Annotated in this window: 13 protein-coding genes and 2 tRNA genes; 8 read left to right on the top strand and 7 right to left on the bottom strand. The window is 64.3% G+C overall.

Going from position 1 to position 12,741, the window contains the following annotated elements; genetic code table 11:
* Position 1: 1 nt before the first annotated feature.
* On the top strand, positions 2-901 hold the full coding sequence (locus B4393_RS26750) for a class I SAM-dependent methyltransferase (RefSeq protein ID WP_078336675.1): 900 nt from the start codon (positions 2-4) through the stop codon (positions 899-901).
* A gap of 207 nt (positions 902-1,108) precedes the next feature.
* Positions 1,109-1,990 carry an SAM-dependent methyltransferase gene (locus B4393_RS26740; protein ID WP_157901333.1) on the top strand — a complete coding sequence of 294 codons (882 nt, stop codon included), beginning with the start codon at positions 1,109-1,111 and terminating at the stop codon, positions 1,988-1,990.
* Between the two features lies 1 nt (position 1,991).
* Here B4393_RS26740 and B4393_RS26735 read toward each other — a convergent pair whose 3' ends face one another.
* Positions 1,992-2,759: a rhomboid family intramembrane serine protease gene (locus B4393_RS26735; protein WP_078336672.1), complete on the bottom strand. Its 768-nt coding sequence runs from the start codon at positions 2,757-2,759 to the stop codon at positions 1,992-1,994.
* A gap of 111 nt (positions 2,760-2,870) precedes the next feature.
* Complete coding sequence (locus tag B4393_RS26730) at positions 2,871-3,455, bottom strand: peptidylprolyl isomerase (protein WP_206676058.1); 585 nt, start codon at positions 3,453-3,455, stop codon at positions 2,871-2,873.
* Positions 3,456-3,558: 103 nt separating this feature from the next.
* Here B4393_RS26730 and cwsA point away from each other — a divergent pair, with 103 nt between their 5' ends.
* Together cwsA and B4393_RS26720 are read left to right on the top strand one after the other, a co-directional pair.
* On the top strand, positions 3,559-3,963 hold the full coding sequence (cwsA, locus tag B4393_RS26725) for a cell wall synthesis protein CwsA (RefSeq protein ID WP_070937653.1): 405 nt from the start codon (positions 3,559-3,561) through the stop codon (positions 3,961-3,963).
* Between the two features lie 445 nt (positions 3,964-4,408).
* Complete coding sequence (locus B4393_RS26720) at positions 4,409-4,936, top strand: hypothetical protein (RefSeq protein WP_078336670.1); 528 nt, start codon at positions 4,409-4,411, stop codon at positions 4,934-4,936.
* Positions 4,937-5,049: 113 nt separating this feature from the next.
* Here the strand turns inward: B4393_RS26720 and B4393_RS26715 are convergent.
* The 4 genes from B4393_RS26715 to gyrA form a co-directional block, all read right to left on the bottom strand.
* Positions 5,050-5,122: transfer RNA gene (locus B4393_RS26715), tRNA-Ala, on the bottom strand.
* A gap of 126 nt (positions 5,123-5,248) precedes the next feature.
* Positions 5,249-5,325, bottom strand: a tRNA-Ile gene (locus tag B4393_RS26710).
* Between the two features lie 48 nt (positions 5,326-5,373).
* Positions 5,374-6,309, bottom strand: a complete 936-nt coding sequence (locus B4393_RS26705) for a DUF3566 domain-containing protein (protein WP_078336669.1) — start codon at positions 6,307-6,309, stop codon at positions 5,374-5,376.
* A 10-nt stretch (positions 6,310-6,319) separates the two neighbouring features.
* Complete coding sequence (gyrA, locus tag B4393_RS26700) at positions 6,320-8,833, bottom strand: DNA gyrase subunit A (protein WP_070939124.1); 2,514 nt, start codon at positions 8,831-8,833, stop codon at positions 6,320-6,322.
* Between the two features lie 199 nt (positions 8,834-9,032).
* Between gyrA and B4393_RS26695 the strand changes: the two genes are divergently transcribed.
* Positions 9,033-9,953, top strand: a complete 921-nt coding sequence (locus B4393_RS26695) for an SAM-dependent methyltransferase (RefSeq protein ID WP_078282169.1) — start codon at positions 9,033-9,035, stop codon at positions 9,951-9,953.
* Between the two features lie 6 nt (positions 9,954-9,959).
* Here B4393_RS26695 and B4393_RS26690 read toward each other — a convergent pair whose 3' ends face one another.
* Positions 9,960-10,532, bottom strand: a complete 573-nt coding sequence (locus B4393_RS26690) for a YdeI/OmpD-associated family protein (RefSeq protein WP_078336668.1) — start codon at positions 10,530-10,532, stop codon at positions 9,960-9,962.
* A 191-nt stretch (positions 10,533-10,723) separates the two neighbouring features.
* On the opposite strand from B4393_RS26690, the gene B4393_RS26685 reads away from it, so the two are divergent.
* The 3 genes from B4393_RS26685 to B4393_RS26675 form a co-directional block, all read left to right on the top strand.
* Entirely contained in the window at positions 10,724-11,560 is an 837-nt protein-coding gene (locus B4393_RS26685; RefSeq protein WP_078336667.1) for an arylamine N-acetyltransferase family protein, read from the top strand.
* 9 nt (positions 11,561-11,569) lie between these two features.
* Positions 11,570-12,274, top strand: coding sequence for a methyltransferase family protein (locus B4393_RS26680; RefSeq protein ID WP_078336666.1), 705 nt, complete (start codon positions 11,570-11,572; stop codon positions 12,272-12,274).
* 215 nt (positions 12,275-12,489) lie between these two features.
* Positions 12,490-12,741 (top strand): hypothetical protein (locus B4393_RS26675; protein WP_078336665.1); only part of this gene is annotated, 252 nt, incomplete at its 3' end.

The following is a 12,741-nucleotide window of genomic DNA, read 5'->3' as shown; positions in this document are numbered from 1 at the left end:
CATGACACGGACCGACGGCGATCAGTGGGACATTGTCAGCAGCGTGGGTTTCACGGCCTTGATGGTCTCGTCGTTCCGCGCGCTCGAGACCACCCGGTCCGAACCGCTCATCCGCGACGAGTACGCCCGCGCCTTCGTCGAGGCCTCGGGCGAGCCCCATCTCACCGAGGCACTGGCGGCACGTAAACCCGAGTCCGAGTGGGACGCCGCCACCGTCTACCTGGTTAATCACCTCGCCGTTCGTACCAAATACTTCGATGAATTCTTCGCGGCTGCAACAGATTCCGGCATACGCCAGGTCGTGATCCTGGCTGCCGGCCTGGACGCGCGGGTCTATCGGCTGCCCTGGCCGGGCGGCACCGTCGTCTACGAGCTGGATCAACCGAAGGTTCTTGAGTTCAAGGACCACGTGCTGCGCGAAGAGAACGCGGTACCGCTTGCGGAGCGGCGCGAGGTGGCGGTCGATCTCCGCGACGATTGGATCGCGGCCCTGCAGACGGCCGGTTTCGATGCGGCTAAGCCCACTGCCTGGCTCGCCGAGGGCCTGCTCGCGTACCTACCCGGGGCAGCCCAGGACGCACTTTTCGAGACCATCACCGCGCATTCGGCCCCCGGCAGTTTCCTGTCCACCGAATGGCGTCCCCGGGTAGCGACCGCCGGCCAGTGGCAAGACGCCGTCAACAAGCTGCGGCCGGACTTCGCCAAGGACATCAGTATCGGTGATCTCATCTACGACGATGAGCGCAAGGACCCCATCGAGTGGCTCGGTGAGCACGGCTGGCGGGTCAACACCGCCAACCGGCTAGAGCAGGCCGCTGCCTATGGGCGACCGGCTCCCAGCGACCACAGCGACATCACGGCGCTGTGGTCCGACGCCTACTTCATCACCGCGACGCGCTAACCATCGCGCTCAGGGCAGCGTTCACCAGCACGTCCCCGTACCCGACGGCCTGTGAGGTGTGTTCCAGAGCTGGCATCACGCGGTAGCTTTCTGCGTCCTGCCACCCTGTTGCCGTGTCGTGGCTAACCTGGCATTCATCGAGCGCGTCCGCGAGCCAGGAAAGCGGGTGATCCATTGGACGGCAAGAAGAGCAAGAAGAAGAGCACGGTGTCCACACCGTCACACAAGCTTCAATTCGACCTCTTCTATGCCGCCCTGCGCGCCCTCGAGAGCAAGCGCGGGCACCCGCTGATAGACGATCCTCTCTCGGCACTACTCGTCGAAGCCGCGAACGAGCCGCTGAGCAGCACGCTTCTTGCCGCCGGTTTCCCCGATACCGCCACCGACGATGGCGCGCGGATCTTCATGCTGCTCAGCGCGGCAGGACTGATGGCTCGATACGGAGATGACTTCCTGCTCGACGAAATTGCGCGAGGTACCCGACAGGTCGTGCTCTTCGCCACCGGGCTCGATACCCGGGTCTACCGTCTCGATTGGCCCGACGGAACGACCGTCTACGAGGTGGACTATCCCCACACTCTGGAATTCGGCAGCAGCGTTCTCAAGGAGCACGGCGCCTTCCCGCGAGTGACGCGTCGGCAGGTCGCCGCGGCCTCGATGACGCACCCGTGGGGCGAGGACATGTGCTCGGCCGGGTTCGATCCGGATCGGCCTACGGCGTGGCTCATCTCGCCGGCCATCATGGCCGGTCTCGCCGGCTCCGATCAAGATGTGCTCTTCGAGCGGATCATTGAGATGTCAGCCCCCGGCAGTGTCGTCAACTGCGATGCCGACCATTTCGTACCGTCGGTGGACCGATGGGATGCGGCGGTCGAGCCCCTGGCGCCCGATCAGGTCAAGGCGGCCAACATCTGGATGCTGACCTATCCGGACGCGCGGATGCGCCCCGCCGAATGGCTCGCCGGGCACGGCTGGACCACGTCCACAATCACCGTCGCCGAGATCGCCGCCCACTACGGACGAACGTTCGACTGGGATCTGCTTGCCCAGCACGCCAATCTGCAGTTCCTGACCGCCAGACTGCCCTAATTCAGCCGGTGTAGGTGAGCACCCGCGCCACGATGAGGGCGCCCGATAGCGCAGTCACCACGGCCGCAAGCACCCATGGCGTCGACGGCTTCTGCACGAGGTCGGGCATTCCGGCCCCACGGCACACCTCGCGGTAGTACAGCAGCGCTCCTGCGCTCAGTACACCGAACAGCAGTCCGCCCATGTGCCCAGCGAGCGAGATACCCGGCAGCGAGATGCTCAGCCCGATGTTGAGCACCAGCACGATGATGATGGTCTGCGGGTTCAGCCGCTCTCGTAGATACAGCACCAGCGCCGCACCCAGAAGACCGTAGATGGCACCGGATGCTCCGGCCACCAATGAACCCGGACTGAACCACATCGCAATGGCGCTACTGCCGAGCAATGCGGTGCCGTAGATCGTGGCGTATCGCTGCCGGCCGAAGGCGTGCTCCAGACCGGGCCCGATCAAGGCCAGCGAAAGCATGTTGACCCCGATATGCATCAGACCGAAATGCAGGAAGCCGGCAGTGACGGTGCGCCACAGCTCACCCTGTGCCACCCACGGCAGATACAGCACCAGATCCCGGAACAGCGGGCTGCTGGTGGCGCTCATCGTCTCGTCGGTGGTCGAGGTTCCGACCACCGCTGCGTATACGAGGACGTTGACGGCGATCAGCGCCCAGGTGACCCAGGCTCGCGCCTGCCGCAAGGGTTTGACCTGACGCACCGACTTCGCGCCCTGCTGGACGCACTCGACGCACTGCTGACCGACCGGCGCCGACCGCATGCACTGCGGGCACACGGGGCGCCCACACCGCACGCAGCGCACCGCGGTGGCCCGGTCCGGGTGCCACGCGCACCCGTAGACCGGGACCTGTCCGGGATGAGCCACTGAGACCTAGCTGATGGTGATGGAGTTGATCACGACGTCCTCGGTGGGACGGTCGCCGCGATCCACGGCGGTGGAGGCGATGGCGTCGACAACCTTCTGCGAGGCGGGGTCCACAACCTCACCGAAAATGGTGTGGCGACGGTTCAGGTGCGGGGTCTTGCCCACGGTGATGAAGAACTGTGAGCCGTTGGTACCCGGTCCGGCGTTGGCCATGGCCAGCAGGTACGGCTTGTCGAACTGCAGCTCGGGGTGGAACTCGTCGGCGAACTGGTACCCGGGGCCACCACGGCCGGTGCCGGTGGGGTCGCCGCCCTGGATCATGAATCCGTTGATCACGCGGTGGAAGACGGCGCCGTCGTAGAACGGGCCGGCGGCCTCGCCCTTGGCGTTCTTCGTGGAGTAGTCCTTGCTGCCGTCGGCGAGGCCGACGAAGTTGGCGACGGTCTTCGGGGCATGGTTGCCGAAGAGCGCGATGACGACGTCGCCGTGGTTGGTGTGCAGTGTGGCGGTCTGTGTCTGGATTGGTGAAGTCACGACGACCACCTTATCCGCGCCGAAAAGACATTCATGCGGATGTTTCGCAACAGCCATGCGACGCACAAGTCTTTTCCCCCGAGGCATGGCTGTCGATGCGCAAAGATGGCAATCTGAAGTACCAGTCTGGAACCACCGCCCAATGAAGGGACCCCTGACGATGAGCCTGCTGACCAAGTCCGATGAACCTGTCGTCAAGCTGACTTCCGGACAACGTCTTGCCCGGGGACTCAAAGAGGCGGCCCTTGCCCCGATCGACGTGTCACGCGGCACCGCCGGGCTCGGCTTCGGGCTGGCGAAATCCGCGACGAGCACCGCGGGCAAGTTGCTGCGGCGCGGCAAGGTGGTGTCATCGGAGGTACAGGACGCCGTCGCCGATGTGGTGGACACCTTGCCTGAGGTGGTCAGCAGCGCCCGCAAGCGCAAGCTGCCGCGCGCACTGACGGGCCTGGCGATCGTGGGTCTGTTGGGTGCGGGCGCTGTCGCGTTCAGTGTGCTGCGCCGCTCGGGCCAGCCCGAGCCGTCACCGCTGGCGCCGAGTGTTGATCGGCAGCCTCAGCCGTAACGGGGGCTGCCCAACCAAACCCGGAGTGCGTCACAGACACGCGGGCAACTCGTCTCGTTTCGCCCGCGTGAGTGGGTACGTTGCGAACACGCCAACGACCGCCCGGCCGGACGGATGCCTTGAGACGAGGAGCCCGCGTCGTGTTGGAGAATCTGCGCCGCCCGCCTCAGCTCACGCACACCGAAACCGCCAGCATGGTTCGCGACGAGTACTCGCTCGCTCGCCGCACTTGTGGCGCCTCGGCGAATCGTTATCTCCACGTGGTGCAGACATGTAGCCGACGTTCAGGTCCGTGTTCGGTTGTTGGGTCGCGGTTCCGTCGTGGTCGCGTTATCTACAGGTTCAGGTTGACGGCGGTCAGCCCTTCAGCGATCGCGCGTCGATGAGCGATTGGCGTTTCCAGCGGACCAGGTCTGGTGGTGGCCCGTGCTGTTAACGTGGTGAAATGGCGCTGTCTCGGGCTTTGGGATGTATCGCAGCGCTGGCAGCCGCAGGCCTGTCACTGGCGCCGTCAGCCGACGCTGAACCGCAATTACCAGATCTAGACCGTTATACCGCGGTGAAGACGTCCGACTATACGGTCGCCATCCCGACCAGCGGCTATAACGGTGCCGTGAGCAGCGTGCAGTTCAGCACCCCCGCCGGCCAGAACTGCAGTGTGGTGATCAATGTTCGGGGCGAGTGGGACACCGCGACGTGCACCGGCCCGATTCCGGGGAGTAGCCACACCAGCGTGGCCGCGAGCTATACGGAAGCCGGCAAGTTCGGCGACGCCTCGTCCAGTCCCGGACAGGCGAAACTGTTGCCGGCTGGTAGCAAGGTCGTCTTTACCCGTTGGATATGGACGGGCACCTGCGCGGTAGACCAGACGATGACCGCCTGTGTTGTCGACACCGTCCCCGAGCCTGGCGAGTCAACCCCAAGGACCCCGCACGGGTTCGTGCTCGGCCCACACGACAGCTCGACGTTCTAAACAGACCTACTGATTGGTTGGTGCAGCCACGGGGAATCGGGCCCGATCTGAGCCCTGGAAAGGACCCGCTCCACCGCGGGCCCCGACGTGTGGATCCGCAACGGAAACTTGAGTGGAGCCTAGGAGAATCGAACTCCTGACATCTACCTTGCAAAGGTAGCGCTCTACCAACTGAGCTAAGGCCCCTCACCTGCTGCCGTGTGCCACACTTCCATGTTGCTGCGCGCCACGGTGAGCGCTGCCGCGTAAGCCACCCCCAACAATGCGAGTACCAGCAGCAGCACTCTCACGTGGTGGACCTCCCAACAAGTGTGGTGGGGCTAGGAGGACTCGAACCTCCGACCTCTTCGTTATCAGCGAAGCGCTCTAACCACCTGAGCTATAGCCCCTGAGCCGAAGCCAGAGATTACCGCACGAATGCGGTGCATCCCAAACCGTTAGTCGCGATCGGCCAGTGTGATCTCGATACCGCCGACAAGATCGGTGGTCAGGTTGTAGATGAATGCGCTGATGGTGGCGGCCGCCGTCATCAGCACGATGTTCACCAATCCGATGAGCAGGGCGGTGCCGAAGATGGTTCCGCTGGACACCAGCTCGCCGCCGCCGCTGTTGGTGATGAGCTCGCCGACGTTCTCGTTGAGCTTCGACCACACGCCCATCGCGCCCAGCACCAGGTACAGCATGGCGACGGCGATCATCCAGACGAAGAAGAACACCACCGACAGCACCAGCGACACCTTGAGGGTCGCCCACGGGTCGATGCGCCGAATCTGCATGGCCGCGCGCAGCGGCCCGCGCCGCGACGGGCCCACGGTGACGGCCGAACCGCCTTGTGGCGCATCAGTTCTGCGTGGCGGACGGGGGACCGGCCCGGACAGATCCGGCAGGTCGTTGTTCTTGGGGGCGCGCACCGGTTCCTGTGCGCTGGACTCTCCCCACGGGGTGCCCGAGCGCGGCGGCTCGGGCCGTTCGACACGCTCGGGTCGTTCGGGGCGTTCCGGCACTTCGTCGTAAGGCTCCGGTTCGGCTTCCGACTCGGGGTCGGGCCGCGTCGCCGGAGTGTTGAATCCTGCCGGTGCCGCCGTCCCGGAGATGAATCTGCTGAGCCGTGCGTCCAGCCCGGCCGACGGGCGGCTGGCGGGCCGTGGCGCCGATGTCGGTGCCGTGGGCGGGGCCGAGGCGTCGTCCACGATCGGGATGATCTCGGTCGGTGCGCCGCCGGGGCGCGGCTCCCGGTTGGGAATCCGCTGCGGGCCGGTAGCGGCGGCGTGTGAGCCACGCCGCCGCTCCGCCCGCTGCCAGGGAGGCAAGTCCGCCTGGTCCACGGGGCGTTCGTTTGAGCCAGACTCCCCCGGATCGTTCGGTGAACTCACCTACAGCTCCTTACTCGCTCGCGCCGACTGTGTCGTCGTCGGGCTCAGCATCACCCTCATCGGCATTATGCGCGATCGCCAACAGGGTGTCGCCCTCGCCGAGGTTCATCAACCGCACGCCCTTGGTCTGGCGGCCGGCCTTACGGACCTGTTTTGCGATGGTGCGGATGACGCCGCCGCCGGACGTGATGGCGTACAGCTCGGATTCCTCGTCCACGACGAGCGCGCCCACCAGGGAGCCGCGGCGCGGGTCGTACTGAACCGTCAGCACACCCTTACCGCCACGTCCCTGCACCGGGTACTCCTCGATCGCGGTGCGCTTGGAGTAGCCGCCCGAAGTCGCCACCAGCAGGTACGTGCCCTCGCTGACGACATTGAGCGACAGCAGGTCGTCCTCGCCGTTGAAGCGCATGCCCTGCACACCGGAGGTGGCACGGCCCATGGGCCGCAGCGCGTCGTCGGTGGCGCTGAACCGGATGGACTGGCCATGTGCCGACACCAGCAGCAGATCATCCTCGGAGGAGCACAGCACCGCGCCGACCAGTTCGTCGCCGTCGCGCAGGTTGACGGCCACCAGGCCACCGCTGCGGTTGGAGTCGAACTCGGTGAGCTTGGACTTCTTGACCAGACCGTTCTTGGTGGCGAGCACGAGGTACGGCGCGTCCTCGTAGCTCTTGATCTGGATGACCTGCGCGATGCGCTCCTCCGGCTGGAAAGCCAGCAGGTTGGCGACGTGCTGACCGCGCGCGGTGCGCGCCGCCTCCGGCAGGTCGTATGCCTTCGCGCGGTAGACCCGGCCCTTGGTGGTGAAGAACAGGATCCAGTCATGCGTCGAGCACACGAAGAAGTGCTTGACGATGTCGTCCTGCTTCAGGCCGGCACCCTGCACGCCCTTGCCGCCGCGCTTCTGGCTGCGGTACAGATCGGTCTTGGTGCGCTTGGCGTACCCGGTCTCGGTGATCGTGACGACGACGTCCTCGCGCGCGATGAGATCCTCGTCAGCGACATCGCCATCCGCGGCGATGATCCGGGTGCGGCGGTCGTCGCCATAGCGCTCGACGAGTTCGCTCAGTTCGTCGCGAACGATGGCGCGCTGACGCTCCGGCTTGGCCAGGATGTCCTCGAGGTCGGCGATCTCGGCTTCGATCTTGGCGAGGTCCTCGACAATCCGCTGCCGCTCCAGGGCCGCCAGGCGGCGCAGCTGCATATCGAGAATGGCCTGTGCCTGGATCTCGTCGACGTCGAGCAACTCGATAAGGCCCTGGCGGGCAATGTCGACGGTCTGCGACGCGCGGATCAACGCGATCACTTCATCAAGGGCGTCAAGGGCTTTGACCAAACCGCGCAAGATGTGCGCACGCTCGTTCGCCTTGCGCAACCGGTAGCGGGTACGCCGGATGACGACGTCCAACTGATGATTGACATAGTGCCGAATCAGCTGATCCAGACGCAGCGTGCGCGGCACGCCGTCGACGATCGACAGCATGTTGGCGCCGAAGCTGGTCTGCAGCTGAGAGTGCTTGTAGAGGTTGTTCAGCACCACCTTGGCGACGGCATCGCGCTTGAGCACCACCACGATTCGCAGGCCGACACGGTCGGAGCTCTGGTCTTCGATGGCCGAGATGCCGGCGATCTTTCCGTCGCGCACCTGCTCGGCGATCGAGGTGATGAAATTGTCGTGGTTGACCTGGTACGGCAACTCGGTGATCACCAAAGACGTTCTGCCCTTGGAATCTTCCTCGATCTCGGCCACACCGCGCATCCGGATCGAACCACGTCCCGTGGTGTACGCGTCGTGAATCCCTTGTGTCCCAACGATCAATCCGGATGTCGGAAAGTCGGGACCGCTGATCTTTTCGCAGACCGCCTTGAGGGTGGTCTCCTCGTCGGCCTCGTGGTTGTCCAGCGCCCAGTAGACCGCCTCGGCCAACTCACGCAGGTTATGCGGTGGCATGTTCGTGGCCATACCGACGGCGATACCGCCCGAGCCGTTGGCCAGCAGGTTCGGGAACCGGCTGGGCAGCACGGTCGGCTCCATGACACGGCCGTCGTAGTTGGGGCTGAAATCGACTGTCTCCTCGTCGATTTCACGCAGCATCTCCATGGCCAGGGGGGTGAGCCGGGCCTCGGTGTAACGCATGGCGGCCGCGGGGTCGTTACCCGGCGAACCGAAGTTGCCCTGCCCGTCCACCAACGGATAGCGCAGCGACCAGGGCTGTGCCATGCGGACCAGGGTGTCGTAGATGGAGGAGTCGCCGTGTGGGTGATAGTTACCCATGGTCTCGGCGACCGAACGCGCCGACTTGGCGTGGCTGCGATCGGGGCGGAAGCCGGAGTCGTACATCGCGTATAGGACGCGGCGGTGCACCGGCTTGAGGCCGTCGCGAACTTCGGGGAGGGCGCGGCCCACGATCACGCTCATGGCGTAATCGATGTAGCTGCGCTGCATCTCCTGCTGGATGTCTACCGGTTCGATTCGGTCGACGGCGTCATCACCGCCGGGGGGCAGCGTTGTGTCGGTCATGTGCTCCTCGTTCATGCTCCGCCCGACGAAAGCCGGGCAACCTCACCAGCCTAGTCACTTCGTCTGCGGGTTTCTCGGATGCAGCCCCGTGCGTCGTTCTGAGCGGCTTTAGATGCCGATATCTTAAGTATCCGGTACTGTTTGTTACGCATGCGCGAGCCGCAACGGGGCGGCCAAAACCGAAACGGAGCTGCCGACCATGACCACTCTGACTTCCGATTTCACCGATGAATCAACCGGCGAGCGCCTGCGGCGCTGGGCCGACGAGTGGCGGCGCATGGCGGCCGTCGCGGTATCCAACGCCGACGGCCCCAAGACCGGAATGGTGTACGACATCGTCGGGCCGCAGAACCTGTTCGGTGAGGAATCGCTTTTCATCAACTTCGGGTACTGGCGCGATCACCCGACGACCCTGGACGAGGCCAGTCGCGATCTGGCGCGTTTGGTGGCCTCGAGTGCCGGGTTCACCGCCTCGGATGTGGTGGTGGACTGCGGTTGCGGGTACGGCGATCAGGACATTCTGTGGGCCAACGAGTTCAAGGTAAAGAAAATCACCGGAGTGAACATCGCCGAAGAGCAGATCGCGATATCGACCGAACGCGTCGCCGCGGCGGGCTTGTCCGACACCGTCTCCTACGTCAAGGCCTCCGCGACCGACCTGCCGTTTGAAAATGAGTCGTGCACCAAGGTGGTCGCGCTGGAATCGGCGTTCCACTTCCCGTCACGCATCGACTTCTTCCGTGAGGCGCTCCGGGTGCTCAAACCCGGCGGACGCTTGGTGACGGCGGACATTGTTCCGCGCCGCACCGCGCTCACCGCAATCGCGCGCAATCAGGTGGCACGGCGCGGTTGGCAGGGTGCCCCGGCGAGCGCGGTGCCGTGGGCCGTCGATGTGCAGGGCTACCGTGATCTGCTGCTCGACATGGGGTTCGCGCGGTCCGAGACATGGTCGATTGCCAACGATGTCTATCCGCCGTTGTCCAAGTTCCTTGCCAAGCGCCTGCGTCAGCCGGATATGAAGCACGTCAATCCGTTGTTGCGAGCCCAGTTCAACTCGGTGGGTATGCGGCTGTTCTCACTGCATTCGGACTACATCGTGGCGGTGGCACACAAGGCGTAAAGCGCCTTAGTGCAATGTCTTCCCTGCCGCCAGTAACTCGACATACTGGACGATGCGTCGGGCCCGGGTGTCTGGCTTCTTGATGGTGGCGAGCCGAAACAAGAACGGCCAGCGCGCAGTCTTGGTGAGGGAGTCGAAGAACTGCTGGGCTTCCGGCTTGGCTTTGAGCGCCCGCGCGAAATCCTCGGGCACCTCGATGGTGGCCTGCGAACTGTAGGCGGCATCCCAACGACCATCGGCCTTGGCGGCCTCGACCTCTCGCTGGCCGGCGGGTCTGAGACGGCCTTCACCGGTGAGTCGCTCGATGTGGCCGACGTTGATCTTCGACCAGGTGCTACGGGTGCGCCGCGGAGTGAACATGCGCAGGGTGTACTGCTCGTCGAGCGATTTGGCTTGTCCGTCGATCCACCCGAAGCAGAGCGCTTCCTCCAGGGCTTCTTTGTGGTTGACACTGGGGATGCCGCTGGCCTTCTTGGCCATTTTGATCCAGACACCGGGGGAGTCCTCGTGGTTGTCTTCCAGCCACGCTTCCCAGTCCTGTTGGGAGGCAAAGTAGATGGTGGGGCGCTCGACGGCCATGTGCTCACTCTAGGGGTGGGTGGTGACAGCGGTTAGAGCGCCGGTAACCACGCCGATACCGTCGGCAACGCTACGGATCCTGTCGGGGGCACGCTCTGACGGGTCCAGCTGCCCGGTGGTTGCACCTTTCTGCCAGATTCGGTTCACGGCGCTACAGGCCGTCCACAGGTAACAAGTACGTTGTCCACACCATGTGGAACGGTGACGACCTCGAACTCGAGGAATACCTGGCCTTCATCGGCTTCGACGGCGATCGGTCGCCGTCCCTGGACACCCTGCGTCGTTTGCAACGCGGGCACGTCCTGAACATCAAGTGGGAGAACCTTGACGCGGTGCTGCACAGGCAAGTCGCATTGGATATCCCGACCGTCCAGGCCAAACTGTTGCGCGGGCCCCGCGGCGGCTACTGCTATGAGCATGTCGCGCTGTTTGGTGCCGTTCTGGAGCGCCTCGGGTTCGATTTCTTCGGCATACAGGGCCGGGTGCAGATGGGCGCCACGGCAATTCGACCGGCGACACACGGTATGCTCGTCGTTCGACTTGACGGAGAACGATGGCTGTGCGACGTCGGATTCGGTACCAGTCCTCTTACCCCGATACACCTCGCCGACGAGGCCGTCGTCGCCGACGGATCATGGACCTACCAACTGCTGCGCGGCGAGGTAACTCCCGGTGCCGACGGTTGGACCCTCTCGGAAGCCGCGGGCGACGGGACCGAACCGGGGTGGATGAGTCGGTACACGTTCGTGCTGGAGCCGCAGTACCCCATCGACTATCGCGCCGCGAGCTACTTCGTTGCATCAAGCTCTCATTCACCTTTCAGCACAAGGCTTTTCGTACAGAAGATCGGGCCAGATCACGCGTATATCTTGGATCACCGGGAGCTACATGACATCGAGCCCGGTGTTGGCCGAACCACCCAGCAACTGGCGCCGGACCAAGTGCTGATCGCGCTCCGAGACATCTTCGGTATCGAGCTTGGCGTTGATGATTCCGCATTGCTCTTGCAGAGGCTGGCCGAGCAGTAACGTCGACACATGGCTGAGTCTGTACCTTCCCAAACACGGCTACTGGTCAAACTGCTCGTCACCAACATCGTGGCGACGGCCGCCTTGGGCGGATTGTTGGTAGTCGCCGCCGGCACCTGGCACTGGCCCCAACTGTGGATCCTGGGCATCGAGGTCACCGTGATCAATCTCGGGGTACACCTGTGGTTGTTGAACGAGAACCCGGCCTTGCTGGCCGAGCGCCTCGGGTCGCCACGCCAGCCGAACCAAACGGCCTGGGACAAGGTCTTCATGGTCTTCGCGATTATCGGAATGCCCCTTTGGTTCGTACTGCCGGGGTTCGACCGTCGTTGGGGCTGGTCCACCGTTCCCATCTGGGTTCAGGTGGTTGGTGCCGTACTGATTGCCGTGTCATTGTTGTCGATGATCTCGGTGTTCCGCGCCAATAGTTTCGCCGCACCGGTTGTGAAAGTTCAAGCCGAGCGCGGACATTCGATCGCCGATACCGGACCGTACGCATACGTCCGACATCCGATGTACTCGGGGGCGATCCCGTTCTTGATCGGTATGCCGCTGCTGCTCGACTCCTGGTACGGACTCATCGGGTCAGCCGTAACCGTTGTAGCGCTTGGATTTCGGGCGGTAGGGGAGGAGCGGTTGCTCACCCGGGAACTTCACGGCTACCCCGAGTACGCGGCGCGCGTGCGGTATCGGTTGGTGCCTGGGGTCTGGTGATACCCCCAGCAACCCACGCTCAATCGGCACCCCTTCTGCACACTTCGTCCCCCAACTGCCACTGCCTGGATCTTGATCGGCGACGCGCTCCTTCACAGGGGCCACCCTGCCTGTCCACATCCGCAAATTCGATGGAACCGAATCCGGCATACGCGCGTCACAAGTATTTAGAGGTGGAATCTGGGCATTTCCGAGCTGTGAAAGGACACGGGACCATGGGGTACGCGGATCGGCTGTACGCCCTGCAACTGGAGTTCGGGCGAAGCTCCGAGAATCGAAAGCGTGCGACCGCGCAGCGGTTCCAAGAGATACACGCCGAGCAGACGCGCCAGGCCCGGGAACGAGCCGCCTGGCAAGCAACCCATACCGCACCGTCGGCCCCGGTGGCCCCTGCCCGCGCGAAAGACGGTCCGACCAAACGCGCCCCGGCGGCCCCATCCGGTTGGGACGACGAGGACAGGTTCGGG

Source organism: Mycobacteroides franklinii, assembly GCF_002013895.1.
GTDB classification, from domain to species: domain Bacteria; phylum Actinomycetota; class Actinomycetes; order Mycobacteriales; family Mycobacteriaceae; genus Mycobacterium; species Mycobacterium franklinii.
This window is presented reverse-complemented; position numbering and strand designations above follow the sequence as displayed.